Annotated in this window: 17 protein-coding genes and 1 pseudogene; 10 read left to right on the forward strand and 8 right to left on the reverse strand. The window is 72.6% G+C overall.

What is annotated here, in order from left to right; genetic code table 11:
• Positions 1–13 precede the first annotated feature (13 nt).
• Positions 14–1261, reverse strand: coding sequence for a ferredoxin reductase domain-containing protein (locus ACZ4YY_RS06780; RefSeq protein ID WP_468284567.1), 1248 nt, complete (start codon positions 1259–1261; stop codon positions 14–16).
• The gene (locus ACZ4YY_RS06785) at positions 1258–2775 is read right to left on the reverse strand and encodes an amino acid adenylation domain-containing protein (RefSeq protein WP_468284568.1); all 1518 of its coding nucleotides are present in this window, start codon (positions 2773–2775) and stop codon (positions 1258–1260) included. Before ACZ4YY_RS06785 ends, ACZ4YY_RS06780 begins: the two co-directional genes overlap by 4 nt.
• 333 nt (positions 2776–3108) lie before the next feature.
• Here ACZ4YY_RS06785 and ACZ4YY_RS06790 point away from each other — a divergent pair, with 333 nt between their 5' ends.
• On the forward strand, positions 3109–5214 hold the full coding sequence (locus ACZ4YY_RS06790) for a molybdopterin oxidoreductase family protein (RefSeq protein WP_468284570.1): 2106 nt from the start codon (positions 3109–3111) through the stop codon (positions 5212–5214).
• 238 nt (positions 5215–5452) lie between these two features.
• On the opposite strand, the pseudogene ACZ4YY_RS06795 reads toward ACZ4YY_RS06790, so the two are convergent.
• A pseudogene (locus tag ACZ4YY_RS06795) lies at positions 5453–6310 on the reverse strand (M4 family metallopeptidase); the annotation flags it as partial.
• Between the two features lie 13 nt (positions 6311–6323).
• On the opposite strand from ACZ4YY_RS06795, the gene ACZ4YY_RS06800 reads away from it, so the two are divergent.
• The 3 genes from ACZ4YY_RS06800 to ACZ4YY_RS06810 all read left to right on the forward strand — a co-directional run bounded on the left by ACZ4YY_RS06800 (position 6324) and on the right by ACZ4YY_RS06810 (position 8292).
• Complete coding sequence (locus ACZ4YY_RS06800; protein ID WP_468284572.1) at positions 6324–6746, forward strand: gamma-glutamylcyclotransferase family protein; 423 nt, start codon at positions 6324–6326, stop codon at positions 6744–6746.
• 283 nt (positions 6747–7029) lie between these two features.
• Positions 7030–7557 carry a hypothetical protein gene (locus ACZ4YY_RS06805; protein WP_468284574.1) on the forward strand — a complete coding sequence of 176 codons (528 nt, stop codon included), beginning with the start codon at positions 7030–7032 and terminating at the stop codon, positions 7555–7557.
• Positions 7558–7674: 117 nt separating this feature from the next.
• Positions 7675–8292, forward strand: a complete 618-nt coding sequence (locus tag ACZ4YY_RS06810) for a class F sortase (RefSeq protein WP_468284576.1) — start codon at positions 7675–7677, stop codon at positions 8290–8292.
• A gap of 75 nt (positions 8293–8367) precedes the next feature.
• Here the strand turns inward: ACZ4YY_RS06810 and ACZ4YY_RS06815 are convergent, their stop codons facing one another.
• Positions 8368–9150, reverse strand: a complete 783-nt coding sequence (locus tag ACZ4YY_RS06815) for a sulfite exporter TauE/SafE family protein (RefSeq protein ID WP_468284578.1) — start codon at positions 9148–9150, stop codon at positions 8368–8370.
• A 222-nt stretch (positions 9151–9372) separates the two neighbouring features.
• Here ACZ4YY_RS06815 and ACZ4YY_RS06820 point away from each other — a divergent pair, with 222 nt between their 5' ends.
• Genes ACZ4YY_RS06820 through nirD form a run of 3 tightly spaced genes read left to right on the forward strand, consistent with a single transcriptional unit; the run spans position 9373 to position 13552 of the window.
• Positions 9373–10587 (forward strand): NAD(P)/FAD-dependent oxidoreductase, encoded by a 1215-nt coding sequence (locus tag ACZ4YY_RS06820; RefSeq protein ID WP_468284580.1) that lies wholly within the window; start codon positions 9373–9375, stop codon positions 10585–10587.
• Positions 10587–13196: a nitrite reductase large subunit NirB gene (gene nirB, locus ACZ4YY_RS06825; protein ID WP_468284582.1), complete on the forward strand. Its 2610-nt coding sequence runs from the start codon at positions 10587–10589 to the stop codon at positions 13194–13196. The genes ACZ4YY_RS06820 and nirB overlap by 1 nt, the downstream gene beginning before the upstream one ends.
• Positions 13193–13552, forward strand: coding sequence for a nitrite reductase small subunit NirD (gene nirD, locus ACZ4YY_RS06830; RefSeq protein WP_468284584.1), 360 nt, complete (start codon positions 13193–13195; stop codon positions 13550–13552). The genes nirB and nirD overlap by 4 nt, the downstream gene beginning before the upstream one ends.
• 315 nt (positions 13553–13867) lie before the next feature.
• Here the strand turns inward: nirD and ACZ4YY_RS06835 are convergent, their stop codons facing one another.
• Positions 13868–14812: an oxidoreductase gene (locus ACZ4YY_RS06835; RefSeq protein WP_468284586.1), complete on the reverse strand. Its 945-nt coding sequence runs from the start codon at positions 14810–14812 to the stop codon at positions 13868–13870.
• A 164-nt stretch (positions 14813–14976) separates the two neighbouring features.
• Here ACZ4YY_RS06835 and ACZ4YY_RS06840 point away from each other — a divergent pair, with 164 nt between their 5' ends.
• The 3 genes from ACZ4YY_RS06840 (at position 14977) to ACZ4YY_RS06850 (ending at position 17590) form a co-directional block, all read left to right on the forward strand.
• Positions 14977–16134 carry an alkaline phosphatase PhoX gene (locus ACZ4YY_RS06840; protein ID WP_468284588.1) on the forward strand — a complete coding sequence of 386 codons (1158 nt, stop codon included), beginning with the start codon at positions 14977–14979 and terminating at the stop codon, positions 16132–16134.
• Positions 16135–16612: 478 nt separating this feature from the next.
• Positions 16613–17059, forward strand: a complete 447-nt coding sequence (locus ACZ4YY_RS06845) for a hypothetical protein (RefSeq protein ID WP_468284589.1) — start codon at positions 16613–16615, stop codon at positions 17057–17059.
• A 93-nt stretch (positions 17060–17152) separates the two neighbouring features.
• A complete protein-coding gene (locus tag ACZ4YY_RS06850) occupies positions 17153–17590 on the forward strand; it encodes an excalibur calcium-binding domain-containing protein (protein ID WP_468284591.1) in 438 nt (145 codons plus the stop codon).
• A 32-nt stretch (positions 17591–17622) separates the two neighbouring features.
• Here the strand turns inward: ACZ4YY_RS06850 and ACZ4YY_RS06855 are convergent, their stop codons facing one another.
• The 3 genes from ACZ4YY_RS06855 to ACZ4YY_RS06865 form a co-directional block, all read right to left on the reverse strand.
• Entirely contained in the window at positions 17623–19923 is a 2301-nt protein-coding gene (locus ACZ4YY_RS06855) for an FtsX-like permease family protein (RefSeq protein WP_468284593.1), read from the reverse strand.
• Positions 19920–20525, reverse strand: coding sequence for an ABC transporter ATP-binding protein (locus ACZ4YY_RS06860; protein ID WP_468284595.1), 606 nt, complete (start codon positions 20523–20525; stop codon positions 19920–19922). The genes ACZ4YY_RS06855 and ACZ4YY_RS06860 overlap by 4 nt, the downstream gene beginning before the upstream one ends.
• A 143-nt stretch (positions 20526–20668) precedes the next feature.
• Positions 20669–21094, reverse strand: a complete 426-nt coding sequence (locus tag ACZ4YY_RS06865; RefSeq protein ID WP_468284597.1) for a hypothetical protein — start codon at positions 21092–21094, stop codon at positions 20669–20671.
• Positions 21095–21162: the final 68 nt, after the last annotated feature.

Raw genomic sequence — 21162 nt, forward strand, 5'->3', positions numbered from 1 at the left:
CAGCCGTGGGGTCCTACGAGTCCCATATCGCGCCGTACGCGGGGATCCCGCGCCGTTCCAGGCCGTGCACCACCTGCCAGGTGAGCTTCCTGTTGGAGATGCAGATGACCGCCTCCGCCCCGAAGTCCCGGTACGCGGCGTACGCGAGGCGCACCATGTCGGGCTTGCCGTGCCGGCCGGTGTCCCAGACGAGGGCGTGGGGCTGGGCGGCGAGTATCTCGTCGACGAGGGCGTCGCCGTAGGTGGCGCGGGGGTCGCGGGTGGCCCAGACCAGGCGGGAGGGCACCTCGGCGGCGAGCAGGTGGGGCAGGCAGGGGCCGATGCCGCTGCCGGTCGCCACGTACACCACCTTCGTGAACAGGACCTCGATGTTGGCGACGCCGGCCGTGGTGATGCCCTTCACCCACACCTTCGCCGGGCGGTCGTCGATGAAGGAGCCCGTCCAGTCGCCGGCCCGGGAGACGGTGAGGCGGAAGCCGCTTTCGCCGGGTGTGGGGACGTTGGCGAAGGAGTGCCACTCCGTCAGCGGGCTGCGGCTGATCGCGGTGGAGGAGCCGGCGAAGGGGGTCTCGCCGTGGTCGAAGCGGGCCAGGGCGACGTGCGGGGAGGGCCGCTCCACGCGGACGTCGACCTTGCGCAGCCGCAGCCAGGGCAGGGCGACGCCGACGGTGACGACGGCGAGGACGGCCACCGGGACCGGGCCGGGCGCGGACAGCAGGGTGTGCGTCCAGAACAGGGCGAGGGCGCTCCAGCCGCCGAAGCGGTGGATGCGCTCGAACAGGTCGTGGTGGCGGGCGCGGAAGGGGGGCAGGGCGGTGGTGACGACGACCGCGAGGAGGGCGACCAGGGCCCACCCCACGGCCGCCTGCGCGCCGTCGTCGGTGCGGAGCGTCAGGGCCAGGAACCACACCGAGCCGGCCAGTGCCCCGCCGACGTGGAGTCCGCCGAAGTGGTAGACCTTGCCGAGCGTCCAGCGCACCCGCAGCGGCCAGGTCGTCGGGGCCGAGGTCGCGAGGCGGAACAGCAGGTTGATGACGTACTGCTGGCGGATCAGTACGGCGAGGGCGAGGTCGGCGAGGGCCGCGTGGGCGAGGGTGCGGTCGGACAGCGGCCACCTCGCCCAGGCGAAGCCGGCGTTGACGAGGAGGACCAGGGCCGCCAGGCGGTGGTAGTGCATCAGCCGGGGGTGCTTGAACAGGCGGCGCAGGGCGGACGTGGGCGGCGGCAGCTCGACGGCCGGCCGGTCGAGGAAGGTGGTCACCGGGCCACCGCCACCCGTTCGCGGGCCAGCCTGAGCAGCGTCTGTTTGTCGATCTTGCCCCGGTCGGTCACCGGCAGTGATGTCATGGGCATGACAGTCTCGGGTACGCAGTAATACGGCAGCGCCTCGGCCACCGCCTGCCGGGCGGCCCGCGGGTCGACGTCGGCCGGGCAGACGAACGAGACCAGGGTGCGGTCGTCGCGCTTCAGGGTCACCGCGCGGGAGCAGCCGGGCAGGCCTTCCAGCACCGAGGAGACCGCGTCCAGTTCGACGCGGAAACCGCGCACCTTGACCTGGTCGTCGGTGCGGCCCAGGTGCTCCAGACGGCCGTCCGGCGTCCAGCGGCCGAGGTCGCGCGTGCGGAACATGCGCCGGCCGCCGCCGAGGAAGGGGTCGGGGGCGTAGCGCTCGGCGGTCAGCTCCTCGTCGCCGAGATAGCCGGCCGACACGCAGTCGCCGCCCGCCCACATCTCGCCGACCTCGCCGATCGGCAGGGCGCGGCGGTCGGCGTCGAGGACGTAGACGGTGTTGTTGGGGGTGGGGCGGCCGATGGTCAGGAGCGGGGCGGCCGGGTCGTGGCGGGCCATCGTGTTGACGATCGTCGTCTCCGTCGGACCGCAGCAGTTGTGGAAGGCGGCCCGGCGCGCCCAGGCGTCCGCGAGCGGGCGGGGGCAGGGTTCCCCGGCGACGGCGACCGCGCGCACCCGGGGGCAGGCCGCCGGGTCGATGCCGGACAGCACCGTCGGGGTGGCGACGAGGACGGTGGCGGTGCGGGCGGTGGCGGCGACGTCCGGGCCGCGGACGACCAGGGTGGCGCCGTGGGCGAGGCAGCCGAGGATCTCCCAGGCGGCCATGTCGAAGGCGATGTTGAGCAGCTGCGCCACCCGGTCGCCGGGGCGGACGCCGAGGGCGCCGGGTTCGGTGAGCAGGACGTTGGCGACGTTGCGGTGGGTGACCTTCACGCCGTTGGGGCGGCCGGTGGTGCCCGAGGTGAACAGGACGTAGCAGCCGTCGTCGGGCCGCGGCTGCGGGAGCGGACCGGCCGGCTCGTGGGGCAGCGGCTCGTCGAGGGCGATCACCCGCGGACCCTGCGGCACGGCGGGCGCGTACTCGGCCAGGGTGAGCACGACCCGGACGGCGGCGGTGCGCACGACGTGGGCGAGCTGGGCCGGGGGCGTCAGGCGCGCGTCCTGCGGGACGTAGGCGGCGCCGGCCTTCAGGATGCCGAGCAGGCCGACCAGCATCGGCAGGGAACGGCGGACGAACAGGCCTACGTGGTCGCCGGGGCGGACGCCCTCGCGGACCAGCCGGGCGGCGAGGGCGTCGGCGCACCGGTCCAGCTCACCGTAGGTGAGGGCCGCGCCCAGGTGCTCGGCGGCGACGGCGTGCGGGGTGGCGCGGGCGTGCCGTTCGACGGCGCGGTGGATCAGCGGGTCGGGGACGGGAACGGCCGGGCCGCGGCCGTACCGGTGGAAGAGCCGCTGGTCGCGGGGGGTGAGGTGACGCAGAGGCATGGTGAGGGGACCTCCAGGCTGCTTCGAGGGTCGGTGACATGGCCGGGGGCGGCGCCATGCCCGGGGTTCGAACGCCGTGCGGGGTCGTGCGCGCAACGACTGTAGTGGCGGCACTTCAACACTCAACCATGTGCGACCGGCCAACGATCGGTGCGGAATCGGTCACATGTGGCGGACCTCGTCACAGCGGCAACGTCCGAACCGGCCTGCGACGACTCAGGGGTGGGCGGGCGTGTGCCTCACGCCGGGCGGGCACCGTCGGGGAGGTCACCACCACACCGCCGTAACAGGACACCGCACGGCGCGTAACACGGCCGAAGCACGCTGACACGTATGCAGACCACCTCGACGCCCACCCACTGCCCGTACTGCGCCCTGCAGTGCGGGATGAACCTGTCGCCCACGCCGGAGGGGGGCGTCGAGGTGACCGAGCGCGCCGACTTCCCGGTGAACCGGGGTGCCCTCTGCGGCAAGGGCCGCACGGCGCCGGAGGTGCTCTCGTCCCGGGTGCGGCTGACCTCCCCGTTGGTGCGCTCCGGTGGCACGCTCGTGCCCGCCACCTGGGACGAGGCGCTCGACCGGATCGCCGGGGAGCTGGCCCGCGTCCGCGCACAGCACGGCCCGGACGCGCTCGGCGTGTTCGGCGGGGGCGGCCTGACGAACGAGAAGGCCTACACGCTCGGCAAGTTCGCGCGCGTCGCGCTCGGCACCTCGCAGATCGACTACAACGGCCGTTTCTGCATGTCGTCCGCCGCGGCGGGCGGGATCAAGGCGTTCGGGCTGGACCGGGGGCTGCCGTTCCCGCTGGAGGACATCCCGCGGACGGGGTGCGTGATCCTCGTCGGCTCCAACCTCGCCGAGACGATGCCGCCCTCGCTGCGCTTCTTCAACGAACTGCGCGAGAACGGCGGCACGCTGATCGTCGTCGACCCGCGCCGCACGAAGACCGCCGACCAGGCCGACCTGCACCTCATGCCGCGCCCCGGCACCGACCTCGCGCTGGCCCTCGGGCTGCTGCACCTGGTCGTCGCCGAGGGACGGGTCGACGAGGAGTACGTGCGGGAGCGGACGTCCGGCTGGGAGGAGGCACGGGCGGCCGCGATGGCCCACTGGCCGGAGTACGTGGAACGGATCACGGGGGTGTCCGTTCCCCAACTCCGGGAGACCGTGCGGATGTTCTGCGAGCCGGAGTCCGCGATGGTGCTCACCGCGCGCGGGCCCGAGCAGCAGTCCAAGGGCACCGACACCGTGGGCGCCTGGATCAACCTGTGCCTGGCCACCGGCCGGGCCGGCCGCCCGCTGTCCGGGTACGGCTGTCTGACCGGGCAGGGCAACGGGCAGGGCGGGCGCGAGCACGGCCAGAAGGCCGACCAGCTGCCCGGCTACCGCAAGCTGGACGACCCGGCGGCACGGGCGCACGTGGCCGAGGTGTGGGGCGTGGACCCCGACTCCCTTCCCGGGCCGGGCCGCAGCGCCTACGAGCTGCTGGACGCGCTGGGCACGGACATCCGCTCCCTGCTGCTCATGGGGTCCAACCCGGTGGTGTCCGCGCCGCGCGCCGCACACATCGAGGAGCGGCTGAGGTCCCTGGAGTTCCTCGCCGTCTGCGACGTCGTGCTCTCCGAGACGGCCGCCCTCGCGGACGTCGTCCTTCCCGTCACCCAATGGGCGGAGGAGAGCGGGACCACGACCAGCCTGGAGGGGCGGGTGCTGCTGCGGCGGCGGGCGCTGACCCCGCCGGAGGGCGTGCGCAGCGACCTGGAGGTCCTGCACGAGCTGGCCGCCCGGCTGGGTGTGGAGAAGGGCTTCCCGACCGACCCGGAGGAGGTCTTCGAGGAGCTGCGCCGGGCCAGCGCGGGCGGACCGGCCGACTACTCCGGGATCACCTACCGGCGGCTGGCGGAGGAGGACGGCGTGTTCTGGCCGTGCCCCGCGCCGCCGGCCGACGGCCCGGCCGCCGACGTCCACCCCGGCACCCCGCGCCTCTTCCTCGACCGCTTCGCCACACCGGACGGGCGGGCCCGTTTCGTGCCCGTCTCGCACCGGCCCGTGGCCGAGGAACCGGACGACGACTACCCCGTCCTGCTCACCACCGGCCGCGTCGTCGCCCAGTACCAGTCCGGCGCCCAGACGCGCCGCGTGGCGGAGCTGAACGCCGCCGCGCCCGGCCCGTTCGTCGAACTGCATCCGCGTCTCGCGGCCCGTCTCGGCGCGGCCGAGGGTGACCCGGTGGCCGTCGTCTCCCGCCGCGGCCGGGCGGTCGCCCCGGCCCGGATCACTACCGGCATCCGCCCCGACACGGTATTCATGCCCTTCCACTGGCCGGGCGAGGGCCGCGCCAACACGCTGACCAACCCGGCCCTGGACCCGACGTCACGGATGCCGGAGTTCAAGGTGTGCGCGGTGCGGTTGGAGGCGGTGCGGACCCCCGGCCGCTGAAACCCACCGGCCCCCGAAAAACCACCGGAGCCCGCCCCCACGAGGGGGACGGGCTCCGTATCGAGCGCCGGGCAGGCCTTGCACCTGCACCTCCCCGCAGGAAGCGGGGCGTCTTTCCTTGGACCACCGACGCACTGCCGGTCATCGCGCATCGGCGCGACCAGCTCAAGATCGAGTGTACCGCACGGGGCCGCGGGGGGCCGGCACCCGACGCGCCGGCCTCCGTCCTGCCGTCGGGTCAGTTCACGTTGACCGCGCTCCACGCCGCCGCCACGGCGCCGTGTTCGGCGCTCCCGGCGCCGTAGAGGTCGCGGGCCGCGTCGAGGGTGGCCGCACGGGCGCCCGCGCAGTCGGTGGAGGACGTCATGTAGACGGTCATGGCCCGGTACCGGATCCAGCCGAGCCTGTCCCGGCCGATGCCGGTGACCGTGGAGCCGTCGGCGGTCGGCGAGCGGTAGGGGACGCCGTTGACGGTCCTGGTGCCGCTGCCCTCCGCGAGGAGGTGGGCGAAGTGGTTGGCGACGCCCGAGGAGTGGTGGACGTCGAGACCGCCGACCGAACTGCTCCAGAAGTCCGCCGACTTGCCGTCCTTGGACGGCTCGTCCATGTAGCGCAGGGCGTCCCGGCCGAAGCCGGAGCGGACGATCTTCTCGCCGATCAGGTAGTCCCCCGCGTCGGAGGCGTTGCGCGCGTGGAACTCCACCAGCGTGCCGAAGATGTCGGAGGTCGCCTCGTTCGAGCCACCGGACTCGCCCGAGCAGGTCAGGTCGGCCGTCCTGGAGGTCACCCCGTGGGTCATCTCGTGGCCGGCGACGTCCAGGAAGACCAGCGGGCCGAGCCGGGTGCCGTCGCCGTCGCCGTAGGTCATGCGGAGGCAGCTGTCGTCCCGGAAGGCGTTGTTGTGGCGGGTGCCGTAGTGGACGCGGTTGCAGGAGCCCTTGCCGTCGCCCGCGATGCCGTTGCGGCCGTGGACGTCCTTGTAGTAGTCCCAGGTCACGTCGGTGCCGTACTGGGCGTCCACGACGGCGGTGGCGCGGTCGTCGGCCGCGCCGGTTCCCCAGTGGTTGTCGGTGTCCGTGAAGACCGCCGCGGGCGCGAGAATCGTTTCCGTGACCGCCCCCGGACTCCCCTTCTTCGTCTACGGCACCCTGCGCCCCGGCGAGGTCAACCACGACCTCCTCCTGCGCGGCCGCACCCGCCACGAGGCACCGGCGCGCCTGCCCGACGCGGTGCTGTACGACGGCCCCGGCTACCCGTACGTCGTGGAGGAACCCGGCGGGGTCGTGGCCGGCGAACTGGTCGTGCCACTGCCGGAGGCGTACGGACGGCTGCTCGCCGAGCTGGACCGGCTGGAGGAGTACCGGCCGGGGGACCCGCGCAACCTGTACGAGCGGGTCGCGCGGGACGTGGTCGGGACCGTCGACGGACAGCGGGTGCGGGCGTGGGTGTACGTCGCGGCGCCGGGTGTGGCGGCCCGACTGCGGAGGCACGGGACGCGGATCGCCGGTGGGGACTGGAAGGAACGGGACTGAGGGACAGCCCCGAGGGGCGGCGCGCGAGGGGTGGTCACCCGTTCACCCGCCCTTGCGGACCTTTTCCCCCGGGCGCTCGCACCACTGGCCTGACCTGCACGGACGGCCGCCCCGGCACGACCGGCGCGGCGGCTCCTGACACCCGTTCATCCCCTTTCTGACACAGCATCAGGAAGCGCGCTCGTCACCCGGCGACTTACCTCGGTAGGGCAGGGGCGCGGTCGACGCAGCGGCACGTGGACGTGTCGCGGGCCGTCCCCTCCACACGCCCGGAGGAACACCGATGCGCCCTGTCGCCGCCCGTCTGCTGACCGGCACCGCGTTCGTCCTCGCCGCCGCCGGCGGGCTCGTCGCGCCCGCGTACGGCGCCGACGGCGGCACCGGCGGCCTGAAGGTGTCCCCCGCCGGCGTGGTGCCGGGCGGCGAGGTCGGCGTGACCACGGCGGCCTGCCCGCGGGGCGCGGCGGAGGGTGACGCGGGCGCGGTCGGCGCCGGCCGCTTCACCCTCGCGCCCGGCACCGACGAGGGGCAACTGGTCGGACGGTTCCGGGTGCCGCCGAGCGCGCACCCGGGGACGTACGAGATCGTCGCGCAGTGCGCGGCGGACGGGCGGAAGGTCACCGGTGACCTGGAGGTCACGCTGACGTCCGCGCGGCAGCACGTGCCCCCGCGGGGAAGTGTGAAGACGGGGGTCGGTGGCGCTCTGGGCCCCGACCCCGTGCAGACCGCGGCCGGTGTGGCGGCTCTCGCCGTCGCCGCCGCGGGCGGTACCTGGCTCCTGCATCGCCGGGCGAGAGGCGTCGGGATGTGACGGACACCCTCCGCTGTCCGTCCGCCGGTACCGCATGTCCCTCCCCCTCCGGGTCCGACGCCCCTCGCGGCCCGGAGGGGGGCACGGGGCCCGTTCAGGAGAGGGGGGCGACTCGACGTGTTCAGAGTCACCGACACCGCGATAGCCGCCGTCACCGCGGCCGCGCTCTTCTCGGGCGCCTGGCTGCTGCAGGACGGTGCCGGGGCGCCCGCCCCGCCGCAGCCGCCCGCCGCCGAGGCCCGCCCGGACCCCGCCGCACCCCGCGGCGCGCCGGCGCTGCCGCCGTCCCCGCCCGACCGGATCCGCGTCCCCTCGATCGGCGTGGACGCGCCGCTGACCGGCCTGGGGCTGACGGAATCCGGCAGCCTCGAGGTCCCGCCCGCCGACAGCGCGAACCTCGCCGGCTGGTACGAGTCCGGCACCACCCCGGGCGAGACGGGGACCGCGATCGTCGCCGGGCACGTCGACGACGAGGACGGCCCGGCCGTCTTCTACCGGCTCGGCGCCTTGCGCAGGGGCAGCGTCATCGAGGTCGACCGGCGCGACGGCCGGGTCGCGGTGTTCACCGTGGACGCCGTCGAGGTGTACGACGCGCAGGGCTTCCCCGACGGGAAGGTGTACGGCGCGGCCGCCCGGCCGGAGCTGCGGGTGATCACCTGCGGGGGCGGATACTCGAGGGCCACCGGATACCGGGGGAACGTGGTCGTCTTCGCCCGCCTCACCGGCACCCGTTAGAGCGCCGGGCAGAAGGGGACGCCGCGAGCCTGGCTCCCCTTTTTGCAAGGACCCCTCAGGACCCCTCAGGCCCCGTCAGGCCACCCACTGCTCGTACGCCAGCTTCGCCACCAGGGTGAAGACCACCGTCAGCAGCACGATGCGGACGAACCCGCTGCCCTTCTTCAACGCGGTGCGTGCCCCCAGGGTGCCGCCGGCCAGGTTGAACACGGCCATCAGGCCCGCCAGTTGCCACAGCACCGTCCCCTGCCAGGCGAACATCGCGAGGGCGCCCGCGTTGGTGCAGCAGTTGACGATCTTGGCGGTGGCGGAGGCGGTCACCAGGTCGAGGTGGAGCACCGCGGTCAGCGCGAGCACCAGGAACGTGCCGGTGCCGGGCCCGACCAGACCGTCGTAGAAGCCGATGCCGAGGCCCGCGAGGCCGATCGCGGCGAGGACGCGGCGCGGGCCGGCCGGGCCGGTGGCGGGGGCCGCGCCGAAGGCGGGGCGCAGGATCACGAAGGCGGCCACGGCCAGCAGCACCACCATGATCACCGGCTTCAGCACCTCGGTGCTCATCCCGGCCGCGAAGAACGCCCCGCCGGAGGAGCCGGCCAGCGCCGCGAACCCGATCCGGACGGCCGTGCCCACGTCCACCGGCGCCTTGCGGGCGTAGGTCACCGCCGCCCCGGTCGTGCCGACGATCGCGACCGCCTTGTTCGTGCCGAGCGCGTACGCGGCCGGGATACCGGCCGGCAGGCCCAGCAGCAGCGCCGGGAGCAGCAGCAGCCCGCCGCCGCCGACCACGGCGTCGATCCAGCCGGCCGCGAGGGCGGCGAGACAGAGCACGGCGAGCACGGTCAGGGATATGTCGGGCATGAGCGCGACCTTAGGTACGGGATACGTGCGGCGTCCATCGACATGAGGGGCTTCTGAGGTCGCCCGGGTCGTCGACGGTCGGCGCGGTGCTTGCCGCGGCGCCGACCGGACCGCGCGGCGCCCCGCCCTCACACCCGGCTCCGGCACTCGCTGAGGGCAGCGTTCCTCACGGGAAACAACCGTGATGCCACCGGGTAACGTCCGCACCGCAGGCTCGATCGCATGACCTCGAATTCGCGTGTGGTGGTGATCGGCGCCGGCCTCGCGGGCGTACGTCTCGCCCGCCGGCTCGGTGAGCTGGGCATGCCCGCGCTGCTCGTCGGCGAGGAGGAGCACCGGCCCTACAACCGGGTCCTGCTCGCCGAGGTGCTGGCCGGCCGGTACGCCCCGGACGTGATCGCGCTGCCCACGCCCGCCGAACTGGTCCGTGCCCGGGTGACCGGCATCGACCGCGAGCGGCGGACCGTGGCCTGCGCGGACGGCTCGGAGATCGCATACGACACGCTGGTGCTGGCCACCGGCTCCAACCCGGTACTGCCCCCGCTGCGCGGCCTGTTCAGCCCTGACCACGTGCTGCCCGAGGGCGTGCACGCGTTCCGCACGATGGACGACTGCCTGGGCCTGTCCAAGGCCGTCCGGCCGGGCGTGCGGGCCGTCGTCGTCGGCGGCGGGCTGCTCGGGGTGTCCGCGGCCCGGGCGCTGGCCGCCCGCGGCGCGCAGGTCGTCCTCGCCCAGCAGTCCGAGCGGCTCATGGAGCGTCAGCTCGACCCGGGCGCCTCCCGGCTGGTGCTGCGGCACCTGAGGGACCTGGGCGTCGAGGTGCACACCGAGTGCCGGGTGCGGGACGTGCGCTGCGTCGGCGGCGCGGTCCGCTCCGTGGAGATGGCCGACGGCTACGCGCTCGACGCCGACCTGGTGGTGCTGGCCTGCGGCGTCCACCCGCGCGTCGGCCTCGCCCGGGACGCGGGACTCGCCGTCCACAAGGGCGTCCTCGTCGACGACGAACTGCGCACCTCCGACCCGCACGTGCGGGCGATCGGCGACTGCGCCCAGCACGACGGGACCGTCTACGGCCTCGCCGCCCCCGCCGTCGAACAGGCGGAGGTGCTGGCCGGGTCGCTGGCGGGTGACGTGAACGCCCGCTACCGCGGCACCCGCTCCCTCACCCGGCTCACCCTCGCGGGCAACGGCGTCCTCGACCTGGCCGCGTTCGGCGAGACCGAGGCGCTGCCCGGCGACGACGTCGTGCAGCTCGCCGACGCCACCCGCGGCACCTACCGCAAGGTCGTCGTCCGCGACGACCGCCTGGTCGGCGGGGTGCTCGTCGGCGAACTCGGCACCGTCGGCGCGCTCGCCCGCGCCTGGGAGGGAGCAGAGCCGCTCCCGTCCGACGGCGGCCCCCTGCTCCACCTGCTCACCAACGATGGAGGCTCCTGATGACCGCCACCCCTGGGGCCACCCCCACGATCGTGCTCGTCGGCCACGGCATGGTCGGCCAGCGCTTCCTCGAAGCACTCGCCGAGCGCGGGCTGACCGCCTCGCACCGCGTGGTCGTCCTGTGCGAGGAGCCGCGGCCCGCGTACGACCGCGTCGCCCTCACCTCGTACTTCTCGGGCAGGACGCCCGAGGACCTGTCGATGACGGACATGGCGTTCATCGAGAAGGAGGGCATCGAACTGTACGTCGGCGACCCGGCGGAGACGATCGACCGCGAGGCCCGCACGGTCACCGCCAGGTCCGGCCGGGTCGTCGGCTACGACGTCCTCGTCCTCGCCACCGGCTCGTACCCCTTCGTGCCGCCGGTCCCCCACAAGGACGCCGAGGGCTGTTTCGTCTACCGCACCATCGAGGACCTCCTCGCCATCGAGGAGTACGCCAGGAACAGGGCGCAGGTCGGTGCCGTGGTCGGCGGCGGTCTGCTCGGGCTGGAGGCGGCCGGCGCGCTGAAGGGTCTCGGACTCACCTCCCACATCGTGGAGTTCGCGCCCCGGCTGATGCCGGTGCAGGTCGACGAGGGCGGCGGCGCCGCGCTGCTGCGCACCATCGAGGAGATGGGCCTGTCCGTCCACACGGGCGTGGGCACCCAGGAGATCGTCGTCGGTGAGGACGGCGCGGTCACCGGCATGAAGCTGTCCGACGGCTCCGAACTCGCCACCGACATGGTGGTGTTCAGCGCCGGTGTCCGCCCCCGCGACCAGCTGGCCCGCGACTGCGGCCTCACGGTCGGCGAGCGCGGCGGCATCAGCGTCGACGAACAGTGCCGCACGGTGAACGACCCGCACGTCTTCGCGATCGGCGAGTGCGCGCTGGCCGCGGACGGCCGGGTGTACGGCCTGGTCGCGCCCGGCTACGAGCAGGCCGAGACGGCCGCCGCGACGATCGCCGCCGACGAGGCGTCCTTCACCGGCGCCGACCTGTCCACCAAGCTGAAGCTGCTCGGCGTGGACGTGGCGTCCTTCGGCGACGCGCACGGCACGGCCGAGGACTGCCTGGACGTCGTCTACTCCGACTCCCGCGCCGGCCTGTACAAGAAGCTCGTCATCGGCCGCGACGGCACGCTGCTCGGCGGCATCCTGGTCGGCGACGCGGAGGCGTACGGCACGCTGAAGGCCTTCACCGGCTCGGTCCCGCCGGTCTCGCCCGAGTCGCTGGTGCTGCCGGCGGGCGCCGGAGCGCCCGCCCAGCTCGGCCCGTCCGCCCTGCCGGACGACGCGGTCGTCTGCTCCTGCCACAACGTCACCAAGGGCACGATCCGCGGCGCGGTCACCGACCACCAGTGCACGACGGTGCCCGAGGTGAAGAAGTGCACCAAGGCCGGTACGGGCTGCGGCTCCTGCGTCAAGGTGCTCGGCCAGCTGGTCACCGCCGAGCTGGAGGCGTCCGGCGTCGAGGTCGACAAGGGCCTGTGCGGCTGCTTCTCGCAGACCCGCGAGGAGCTGTACGAGATCGTCCTCGCCCTGCGCATCAACACCTACCAGGACCTCCTCGACCGCTACGGCCGCGACGGTGCCCGCGGCGGCGACGGCTGCGAGATCTGCAAGCCGACGGTCGGCTCCATCATCGCCTCCCTCGCCCCGACCATCGGCGCGAGCGGCTACGTCCTGGACGGCGAGCAGGCGGCCCTTCAGGACAGCAACGACCACTTCCTCGCCAACCTCCAGAAGAACGGCTCGTACTCGGTCGTACCGCGCATCCCCGGCGGTGAGATCACCCCCGAGGGGCTGATCGTGATCGGTGAGATCGCCCGCGACTTCGGCCTCTACACGAAGATCACCGGCGGTCAGCGGATCGACATGTTCGGCGCCCGCGTCGAGCAGCTCCCGCTGATCTGGGCCCGCCTGGTGGACGCCGGCTTCGAGTCCGGCCACGCCTACGGCAAGGCGCTGCGCACGGTGAAGTCCTGCGTCGGCCAGACCTGGTGCCGCTACGGCGTCCAGGACTCCGTCCGCATGGCGATCGACCTGGAGCTGCGCTACCGGGGCCTGCGCTCGCCGCACAAGCTGAAGTCGGCGGTCTCCGGCTGCCAGCGCGAGTGCGCCGAGGCCCAGTCGAAGGACTTCGGCGTGATCGCCACGGCCAACGGCTGGAACCTGTACGTCGGCGGCAACGGCGGCGCCACCCCGCGCCACGCGGACCTGCTGGCCCAGGACCTGTCCGACGCCGAGCTGGTCCGCCTGATCGACCGGTTCCTGATGTTCTACATCCGCACCGCCGACCGCCTGGAGCGCACGTCGACCTGGCTGGAGCGGATCCCGGGCGGCCTGGACCACGTGCGGGACGTGGTGGTGGAGGACTCCCTCGGCATCTGTGAGGAGCTGGAGTCCCTGATGGCCGCGCACGTGGCGCACTACGCCGACGAGTGGGCGACCACGATCAACGACCCCGAGAAGCTGGCCCGGTTCGTGTCCTTCGTCAACGCGCCGGACACCCCCGACCCGGTTGTCGGCTTCGTCCCCGAGCGCGAACAGATCAAGCCCGACCTGCCGCTGCTGTCCATCGGCATGCGACCTGCCGAAGAAGTCCTGGAAGGAAGCGCCCAGCGATGACCCTGGCACCCGAGACCACCGACCTGAAGGTCCAGCTGCGGCTGGACACCACGGCGGACGACTGGTTCACCGTCTGCGACCTGAGCCAGCTCGTCCCCGGCCGGGGCGTGGCCGCCCTGCTGCCGGACGGCCGCCAGGTCGCCCTCTTCCGCGACCGCGGCGGCGAGCTGTACGCCATCGACAACCGTGACCCCTTCAGCGGCGCCGCGGTCCTCTCCCGCGGCCTGACCGGCACCCACCAGGGGCGCCCCTTCGTCGCCTCGCCGCTGCTCAAGCAGCGCTTCGACCTGGTGAGCGGGCAGTGCCTGGACGACGAGCTGGTGCGCGTCACGACGTACGAGGTGCGCATGGCCTGAGGGGTCCCTGCGCTATGAGGGGCCTGATCAGGCGGGCATGGCGCCAGGACCTCTGGGGCCGTCGACCGGGGGCCCCACCCGTTGGTGCGCCGTCCGGGTCGGCACGGTGATGCGGACGGCGCCTTGCTGCCGCGCCCCGTGCCGCACCGGCGTGGCGACCGATACGACACCGGGCCCGGGCCGGTGTACGACACCGGGCCCGGTCCGGAATCCCGGAGTACGACACCGGGCCTGGTCCGGGATACGGCTCCCGCCCCGCCCCCGGCCCCACCCGCCGGCGCCCCGGGGGCCTCCCCCCGGTGGTTCCGGGGCGGGTCACAGCTCGTCGCGGCTCTCCTCGAGGCCCTCGTACGACACGCCCGTCAGCCGCTCGGACTCCGCCCACAACAGCGCGCCCGCACGGTCGTCCAGGGTCCAGGGCGCCCGCCGCGACGGTGCGGGCGCGCCCCGCCACATCGCCAGGGACGGGCCGGTGAAGGAGTCGGGACGGACGTCCGGCGCGGTCGCGGCGTACAGGGCGGGCAGCGCGCCGGCCTCGGCGGACTGGGCGAAGAAGCGGTTGCCGATCCCCACGACCCGCTCGGCGAGCCGGCGCCCCTCGGCCCGCACCCCGGCAGTCTGGAGGTTGGTGGCCGCGTACCCCGGGTGCGCGGCCGCCGCGACGATGTCGGCCCCGGCCGCCGCCAGTCGGCGGGCCAACTCGTGGGTGAACAGCAGATTGGCGGTCTTGGAGCGGCCGTACGCGACCCAACGGCGGTACCGCTGCTCACTGTTGAGGTCGCGCAGGTCGACGTTGCCCACCAGGTGCATCATGCTGGAGACGGTCACCACCCGCGCGCCGGGCGCGGCGAGCAGCGCGGGCAGCAGCATCCCGGTGAGGGCGAAGTGCCCGAGGTGGTTCACCCCGAACTGGGTCTCGAAGCCGTCGACGGTCGTGCCGTACGGCAGCGCCATCACGCCCGCGTTGTTGACGAGCAGGTCGAGCCGCTCGAACGAGGAGCAGCCCGTCGCGAACTCCCTCACGGAAGCGAGGTCCGCGAGGTCCAGCCGACGGAACTCCGCCTCGGCGCCCGGCACGTCACCCCGCAGCCGTTCGACGGCCTCCCTCCCCCGCGCCTCACTGCGACAGGCTAGGACGACCCGCGCCCCCTTGCGGGCCAGCTCCCGTGCGGTGACGTACCCGAGGCCGCTGTTGGCGCCGGTGACGACGGCCGTCCGCCCGCCCTGATCGGGAATGTCGCGGGTGTTCCAGCCGGACATGCCTGCTCCCTCCGTCGGTGTTCCCTCCACTGCTGTCCTCAGCGTAGGCATGCGCGATTTACGAGGTGTCCACGACATCGCCACCCGACGGGCCTAGTCTCCCTGACCGCACGACCCCGCGGCCGACCGGCGGCGGGCGGTCACGACACCCCTTGGGAGTGAGCGTGGAACGACGTACCCTCCTGCGTGCGGCCGTCGTCGGCGGGTCCTCCGCCGCACTCGGCGGAACCCTGTGGCGCGGCGCCGCGTACGCCGCGCCGGCGCAGCCCGGCACCGGCCCCTACGGCGCGCTCGGCCAGCCGGACGCCAACGGCATACGTCTGCCGAGCGGCTTCACCAGCCGGGTCATCGCCCGCTCCGGGCAGACGGTGCCCGGCACCTCGTACACCTGGCACAACGCCCCCGACGGCGGGGCCTGTTACGCCGACGGCAGCGGCTGGATCTACGTCTCCAACTCGGAGATCAGCCCGTCGGGCGGGGCGAGCGCGGTGAAGCTCTCCTCGACGGGGACGGTGACGGCGGCGTACCGCATCCTGTCCGGCACCCGCACCAACTGCGCGGGCGGGAAGACCCCGTGGAACACCTGGCTGTCCTGCGAGGAGGTCGACCGCGGGTACGTGTACGAGACGGACCCCTGGGGTGTGAAGGCGGCGGTGCGCCGGGACGCGATGGGCCGCTTCAAACACGAGGCGGCGGCCGCCGACCCGGAGCGCCGGGTGATCTACCTGACGGAGGACGTCTCCGACGGCTGCTTCTACCGGTTCCGCCCGACGACCTGGGGCGACCTGTCGTCGGGCACCCTGGAGGTGCTGGTGGCGGGGAGCGCGACGAGCGGTCCGGTCACCTGGTCCCGGGTCCCCGACCCGACCGGCGCCACCGCCACCCGCAACCAGGTCTCCGGCGCCAAACGGTTCAACGGCGGCGAGGGCTGCTACTACGCGAACGGCACCTGCTGGTTCACGACGAAGGGCGACAACCGCGTCTGGCAGTACGACGCGGCGGCCCAGACCCTCGAACTCGCCTACGACGACTCGCTGGTGACGAGCGGCACGCCCCCGCTGACGGGCGTCGACAACGTCACCGGCACCTCCTCCGGCGACCTGTTCGTCGCCGAGGACGGCGGCAGCATGGAGATCTGCGTCATCACCCCGGACGACGTCGTCGCCCCCTTCCTCCGCGTCGACGGCCAGTCCGCCTCGGAGATCACCGGCCCGGCCTTCTCCCCCGACGGGACGCGCCTGTACTTCTCCAGCCAGCGCGGCACGAGCGGAAGCTCGTCGGGCGGTATCACCTACGAGGTGCGGGGCCCCTTCCGCGCATGACCCGTGGAGGAGGCCGGCCGGGCCGAGGCAGGCCTGACGGTTGCGTCCCGACCGACGCCGGTAGGCGGCCGGGCGGCGGCACGTCGCTCGCCATGGAGTACCAGCGCGGGAACGGCGCGCCGTCCATGCCGAGTCCGCCGCCCGGACCCACCCACCGACACCGGGCGGCCTCCGCGGGATCGCCGTGGCGGCTGAGGGGTCCTTTCACCATGAGCGCCTGGTCAGGCCGCTCGGCCCGGGCGGGCATAGTGCAAGAACCCCTGAAGCGGGACCGCGACGGCTGCTGCCGGTACCGGGCAGCACCGGCCCTGAAGCCCCGCCCGGGTGATCGACGCCTCGTCAAGCCCGCCTGACCGGGCTGCGACTGCCGGAGACGGCGTTCACGGGCGGGGCGGTGTCGGCCCGTTCAGGGGGCCGGGGCGTACGCGGCTCTGGCATGATGCCCCCATGCCGACGAAGCCCGCCCGCCGAAAGGCGCATGCCGCGTAAGCGCCCCGGCGCCCTGCGCGCCACACCGACCTCACGCGCCCCGCGCACCCGCTCCACTCCGCCGCCGTCCCGCATCCCCGGCCTGTCCCTGCGCACGACCCTCGCGATCTACCGCGTGGAATCGTCCCCCGGACACACGGCCGGCGCCCTGCACAAGTACCGCGCCTTCCTGGCCGCCCCCGGCCGCGGCCTCCTCCACCCCCGCGCATCCGCCTGCCCGGCGTGCCCGGGATGCGCCCTGGACGACGTCCGCGAGGCACGGGACGTCCTGGCGGAAACCCTCCGGGCCCTCCCACCCCGCGCCCGCACCGAACTCTCCCGCGCCCTGACCCACTTGGACGGAACCTACCGACGCCGAACCCTGCCGGACCCCCGCGCGCAAACCCTCGAACCGTGGTGGCACCGCCGACTGGCGAACGGAGCGGAAGGCTGGTGACACACAACTTCATCACAAACCAGCCACACCTCGTACACCTTCCGGCTTCCGCCCCTACCGTCATGCCCCACGCAACGGCCCTGGGGGACGACCATGAACAACCCGTACACCACCCACACGACGCCCGCCCCCAAGTGGGCCCGCAAGCGGTACGTCCTGCTGGCCCTGGCCATGACCCTGTTCCTCGGCGTCGGCATCGGCGGCAGCGACCAGGACGACACGGCCCCCGCTGCCGCCGCGCCCCGGCCGACGGTGACGGTCACCGCGACCACGACGCGGACGGCGGCCCCGCAACCGGCGACGACGGTGACGGCGACCGCCACGGAGACGGTGGAAGTCACCCGTACGGTCACGGCCGCGGCCGCCGCCGCCGAAGCCGACACCTCCCTCGACGCCGGCGACGACTCCGCCGACGTCCACTACCCCAACTGCACCGCCGCCCGCGCCGCCGGAGCCGCCCCGGTCCACACCGGCGACCCCGGCTACGGCCGCCACCTCGACCGCGACGGGGACGGCACGGGCTGCGAGTGACGACGAGGCGGGCAGCCGCCCGCCTCGTACGCTCAGTCCCGGCGAATGAGCTCGGGATCGATCCGCCGCCCGACGAGCGGAAGAGACCCGAGCGCGGCGACGACCACCACCCCGACAGCGGAAACCAGCAACAACGGCACCCCGCCCCCATCCCAGAAGACGGCCCCGCCTCCGGTGACGAGATAACTCGACTCGGCCGCCTTCCCGGCCACCAGAGCCAACGCCAGCCCCACAACGAGCGGCACGACCACCTGCGCAACCTGCACAGCCCGCAACGTCCGAGGCCGCGCCCCGATCAACGAAAGCGCAGTAACCTGCGGCCGCCGCTCGACAGCCCGGTCGGTGGCCGCCACGAGATACGCGGCCACACCGATCACCAAGCCCAGGACCATGCCCACGGCCAGGAGGGTTTTGACGATTCGGACTTGTTCAAGAGCATTGACGTTCACACCCGGGGTGTCGACTCCCACAGTCGGGTCAACGCCTCCCATGCTGTCGAGCACGGACCGGACTGTCTCGGGAGCAGAGCTGCTGACCAAGGTGAGAGCAGCACCCTCAAGCCGGAAGCCCACGGGCAGTGCACTGGGGGGCAAAAGCACAGAGCCACTACTGAGAGGCGACAATCCCGAGTCATCGTAAAAAGTGACGGTCTCCCGTGGCACCGTCACGTCGATCTCGCGGGACTCCCCCGTCTCGTTCCGCAAACGGAATGGGAAGACGGCACCTGGTTTGTCTTCCGGGTCCACGAGCGGGTTGTAGGAGTTCATCAGTCGGCGGGGCCGCCCGTCCGCGCAGTGTCTTACTTTGGGCACCACAGCACGCAGTTGGCTGCATGTGGCCACTACAGCCTGGATGACCGGTGGCCACGGCCTGGTGTCCGAAGGGTCACGCCAAGAGTTCGCCTCCACCGCATGCCCACGGACCCCTGGCACTTGCTCAAATGCCCGCTGTTGCGCGAGCGTGACGGCCTCCAACTCGATGCGGTAGATCTGAGTGGGGCCGGTGTGCCTGGTCACTTGATCGAGCTCGATGAGCACGCCCTGCACGAGCGAGGCTCCGAAGATCAGGAGAACCAGGCCGGTCGCCACGCGAAACGCACCACCAGGCTCAACCTCGTTGCGTCGCATGGCGAGTCCGAGGGAGAGCGAACCGGTTGATCGTGCAATACGTCGAGCGAATGAACCAGACAAAATTGGCAGGGTCATAACCAAGCCGACGCCTACCAGAACGACGGCGACCGGCATGAGGACCGAGGAGAGGCTCGTGTCACGCGGAGCATGACCCGTCGCACCGGCGACGCAGTATCCCGTCACGACACCCAGGCCGGGCACCAGTGGGAGCAGCCCCCACTTGGCCGGAGGCTTCGGCACGGCTCCCCGCCGCACCGCCAGCGGGTTCTCAGCTGCTCGTCGACCACCGATCCTTCCCACGAACCAGGCCAGCGCCGGGCATCCCACCAGGCAGACGCCAACGGTGGACGCGGAGAGCGAACCGTCGGACGGGTACCAGGTGAAGCCCGGCAGGCCGATCCGCGCGACGAGCTGGTTGACCAGCCAGAAGCCGACAAGACCCAGAGCCGCGCCAAGGAGTGCAGCCACCACTGTTTCTGCGGCGTTGACTCGCTGAACACCTTTCCTGCTCAGCCCCAGCAGCCGGAGCGCGGCCAGACGTCGATCCCGCGCGGCGGCAGACAGACGAGCACACACGGCCAAGAAGACGGCGAGCGGGAGCAGCACCACGCCGGCGAGGGTGAAGCGCACGATGTCGAGGGCCGAGTCCTCCACGGTCGGCGTCCGCACGTACTCCCCGCCGAAGCGTGTCATGCGATTCCCATGAGGAAGGTCCTTCCGGTCGACGCCGATGTAGGCGAAGAGTTCGTCCGGGCGAGCCAGCCCCTGGGCTGCGATCTGTCCGGCTTCCTTGCCCGGGACGAGCTGCGCGAGACCAGGTTCCTCCTTGAGGATTTCGTGCAGCCGGGGCGACACGAACATCTCACCGCTAGCAGGGAACACGTCCAAACCTGGTGGAGGCTCCGTGGGGGCCGTTCCCTTGGCCAGGAAGACTCGAGTCAGGGGGCGTGAGCCATAGGGATCCGTGCGGATGAGCTCAAGTGCCGCCCGATCACCGGACGAGCAGAGTGAACGGCCTGCCACGCAGTCCGGATCGCGTGCCATCTGACGTGCGTCCTGCGCCGCGAGAATCCCAGGGATGGCCAGAACCAGGGCAAGACAGCACACGCCGACCGCGGCACCGAGCGTCATCAGCAGGAACCGTGCGCGATTACCTCTCCCACTGCCCAGCAACAGGCGGATCCCCAGCAGCAGCTCCCTCACGACGCCTCCCTGGTCCGGGAAGCCAGCAAGCCGTCACGCATGACGTAGTGCGTGTCCGCACGAGCGGCTACATCGGCATCGTGAGTGACGAGAACCACCGCTGTGCCCCGGGACCGGGCGAGGGCCAAAAACTCGTCCAGCACGGCGGTGGCGTTGGCGCTGTCGAGTGATCCCGTGGGCTCGTCAGCGAACACAACCGCCGGCCGGTGAACCAGCGCTCGTGCCACGGCCACGCGTTGGCTCTGCCCGCCCGAGACCTGCGAGGGCCTTCGATGGCGCAAGTCGGCCAGACCGAGCCTCCCCAGAACCTCTCCAGCGGCGGCCAGCGCCTCGGCTTTGCGTTGGCCGGCCAGACGCAACGGCAGGGCTGTGTTCTCCTCCACCGTCAACTCGGGCAGGAGTTCGCCGTACTGGAAAACGAACCCGAATCGCTCCCGGCGTAGCGCACTGAGTTGTTCGTCGTCCAGCTCAGCGAGGCAGCGTCCCTCGAAACGCACCTCTCCCCGGGCCACGGGCAGGACCCCGGCCAGGCAATACAGCAATGATGACTTCCCTGAGCCGCTCTGGCCCGTGATGGCCGCGACTTCGCCGCGGCGGACCATGAAACGGGCATCCCTGACGGCTCGTGTCTCGCCGTAGCAAAGCTCGACGCCTTCGGCCGACAGGACTTCTGACGTGTTGATGTTGTTCCCCTATAGCGAGCGGAGGCCCGGGCACTGCCCGGGCCTCGGAATGCGAACCGGCGTCAACGCGACCAAGTGGGCCCGTCAAGGTGCAGTTCTCGGGAACAGTTGTCGGGCCGGAGACTGCCACGGTCACGACACGCCTTGATCTCGGCATCGTCCGTGTAGCGCTGCGCGCCGTCCCAGTTGGAGTGATGCAAGACGACCGTGCGCCGCTGCTTGCCGTTGTAGCGCGACCAGCCATGGCTTTCGGCGCGCGCCAACATGTACACGTTGTGCCCGTCGTCAGGCACGGCGTCTTGCAGCTTTCCTTTCCACTCGAAGGCGCCGTGGTTACGTCCGGGCGGATTAAACCGGTACTCCCCTTCATGGAACTTGACGCCATGCGGGGTCATGACAGGCAACCCACGCCACGCATCCGCCGCCGCAGTCCCCACCCCCGCGAAGAACGCCACCGCCGCAGCCGCCCCCACCAGAACCTTCTTCATCCCTCACCTCTCGGGTCACGCGAGGGCCGGCCATCAGCCCTCGGTCGATCACAGAAGGTAATGGATCA

It is taken from the genome of Streptomyces sp. NPDC030143 (assembly GCF_055573695.1).

Excerpts from the sequence above, each read along its gene's own strand:
- ACZ4YY_RS06790 (WP_468284570.1), top strand. The coding sequence starts at position 3,109 with ATGCAGACCACCTCGACGCCCACCCACTGCCCGTACTGCGCCCTGCAG.
- ACZ4YY_RS06820 (WP_468284580.1), top strand. The coding sequence starts at position 9,373 with ATGACCTCGAATTCGCGTGTGGTGGTGATCGGCGCCGGCCTCGCGGGC.
- nirB (WP_468284582.1), top strand. The coding sequence starts at position 10,587 with ATGACCGCCACCCCTGGGGCCACCCCCACGATCGTGCTCGTCGGCCAC.
- ACZ4YY_RS06860 (WP_468284595.1), bottom strand. The coding sequence starts at position 20,525 with ATGGTCCGCCGCGGCGAAGTCGCGGCCATCACGGGCCAGAGCGGCTCA.
- ACZ4YY_RS06805 (WP_468284574.1), top strand. The coding sequence starts at position 7,030 with ATGCGCCCTGTCGCCGCCCGTCTGCTGACCGGCACCGCGTTCGTCCTC.
- ACZ4YY_RS06865 (WP_468284597.1), bottom strand. The coding sequence starts at position 21,094 with ATGAAGAAGGTTCTGGTGGGGGCGGCTGCGGCGGTGGCGTTCTTCGCG.
- ACZ4YY_RS06845 (WP_468284589.1), top strand. The coding sequence starts at position 16,613 with ATGCCGCGTAAGCGCCCCGGCGCCCTGCGCGCCACACCGACCTCACGC.
- ACZ4YY_RS06850 (WP_468284591.1), top strand. The coding sequence starts at position 17,153 with ATGAACAACCCGTACACCACCCACACGACGCCCGCCCCCAAGTGGGCC.
- ACZ4YY_RS06785 (WP_468284568.1), bottom strand. The coding sequence starts at position 2,775 with ATGCCTCTGCGTCACCTCACCCCCCGCGACCAGCGGCTCTTCCACCGG.
- ACZ4YY_RS06835 (WP_468284586.1), bottom strand. The coding sequence starts at position 14,812 with ATGTCCGGCTGGAACACCCGCGACATTCCCGATCAGGGCGGGCGGACG.
- nirD (WP_468284584.1), top strand. The coding sequence starts at position 13,193 with ATGACCCTGGCACCCGAGACCACCGACCTGAAGGTCCAGCTGCGGCTG.
- ACZ4YY_RS06815 (WP_468284578.1), bottom strand. The coding sequence starts at position 9,150 with ATGCCCGACATATCCCTGACCGTGCTCGCCGTGCTCTGTCTCGCCGCC.